The organism is Pontibacterium sp. (assembly GCF_041587635.1).
Lineage (GTDB): Bacteria > Pseudomonadota > Gammaproteobacteria > Pseudomonadales > Balneatricaceae > Pontibacterium.
Genome location: NZ_JBFGYC010000688.1, coordinates 1 through 1847, shown reverse-complemented (window position 1 = coordinate 1847; position 1847 = coordinate 1). Strand labels below are relative to the sequence as shown.

The 1847-nt window shown below is 51.5% G+C and carries 2 protein-coding genes; both read right to left on the bottom strand.

All coding sequences use genetic code 11. The features are described from left to right. The coding region (locus tag ABYW01_RS20745; RefSeq protein WP_372836425.1) for a carbon-nitrogen hydrolase family protein at positions 1-822 on the bottom strand (822 nt) is incomplete at its 3' end. Continuing rightward, a partial coding sequence (locus ABYW01_RS20740; RefSeq protein WP_372836423.1) for an AsmA-like C-terminal region-containing protein occupies positions 822-1847 on the bottom strand: 1026 nt, incomplete at its 5' end. The genes ABYW01_RS20740 and ABYW01_RS20745, both read right to left, overlap by 1 nt.

Genomic DNA, 1847 nt, shown 5'->3' with positions numbered 1-1847 from the left:
CCCTGTGCGATGCCGGTGTGCCAACACCGGCATTTTTTGACGAATATCTGCCAAATATTCCAGATCGATTTCAGCAACCACTAATCCATTGCCCTTTTGACACTGCGCGATTGGATTCCCCCATGGATCCACAATCATTGAGTGGCCCCACGATTCGCGCCCCTCTCCATGCGACCCGCCTTGATTACATCCCAGCATATACACCTGATTCTCAATAGCCCTCGCACGCAGCAAAACGTCCCAGTGGGCCTGACCCGTTACATGTGTGAATGCTGACGGCACCGCAATCAATTCAGCGCCAGCCTCTCGTAAGCGCTGATATTGCTCGGGAAAACGCAAGTCATAGCAGATACTCAATCCCAAAGCCCCCACAGGCGTATCGACCACAACCAATTCGTCACCAGCCTCTACAAATTCCGACTCACGGTACGTTTTCTGCTGATCGGCAACATCGACATCAAACAGATGCAGCTTGTCATAACGCGCACGGATATTACCCAGAGAGTCGATAAGCAAACACGCAGCACGAACATGCGGGGCGACGACAGGCAGACCTTGTGCGGAGGTAGACATGGGTACGCTGCCCACAACGATCCATATTCCAAGTTCTGCCGCCTGTGCGCACAATAGAGATACAACCCTATCAAGATCAGTTTCCGCAAAGGCCCTTAAACCTTCCGTATTCAGCAGCGCAAAGTTCTCAGGTAAAACGGCCAGCACCGCACCTTGTTCAGCCGCCTGCTTGAGCAATACTATTGCTTGATTAAGATTGAGTTCCAGATCCGCTGTAGAAACCATCTGCAGCAGGGCAACACGCTTCATCAACCGCCCCCTTGCCGAAAAATAGGGTTATCGGATGGGACCTCATCCTCTTTCTTGGTCTCCAGCTCTAGCTGCGGATCGGTCCAGTCGCCTGAAAGGTGATAACGAATGGTGGTGAATTTCTCCAACCGATCTCCAATCAGCTTATCAATCAGATAGACGGCACCTGCAACCTGCGGCTGACCAAGCAAAACCCCCATTAACGGTAGGTTTTTAGTCACTGGCAACACAACCTCCATATCTTTATCAACCGTCTCTCTCACCAGATCCAACGAACCAACCAGCTTCATATCTGCAGAAGGGCCTTTCAGCTTAAAAGGCGAACGGGTGACAGCCACACCCTGAGCCAGAGTATAGTCAGCACTAACACGATCAAACGCTAACCCCTGTGCGAATAGGTCACTGAAATCCAAACGCAGACGACGCCCCAGTGTCTCCAGATTCAGGATACCCAATACGCGGAGGAACTGACCTGACTCACCCGCTTCGATAATGCGACCATTTTTTGCCAACAGCGAGAAGTGACCGTGTAATCGATCCAGAGAAAACGCCCAGGGTGCTCCCTCCCAGACCAGATTGGCATCAACATTTAAAAACTGACTTTCGATAAAGCGATCGTACTGCCAGGCCTTAAGCAACGGATCCAGCGTATCCCCCTCGAACTTCAAAAGTATCGCAGAGCTTTCAATGCCAGCGGTTGACCAGCGAGCATCCCCGCTGACGTTCACCCCAAACATATCACCGCGCACATTCTGAAAGGTTGCACCGTACGCATCCGGACGCATCTCCATACTCCATGCACCATACGGTTTCCCTCGCACCTCAACTGACTTCACATTCAGATCAATCACCGGCAACTCCGAGGCACTAAAGCCAGAGGCCTGAGACGCTGCGTCCGGGTTAGCATTGCCCGTTTCAGAAAACTGATCGCGTTCAATTTTCAGGTAATCCAGCGTTAAGCTGGAAATTTGGCGCTTATCATCAGGAAGAAATAGCCGCCCCTTGAGCATTCGGTTTTCACCGTT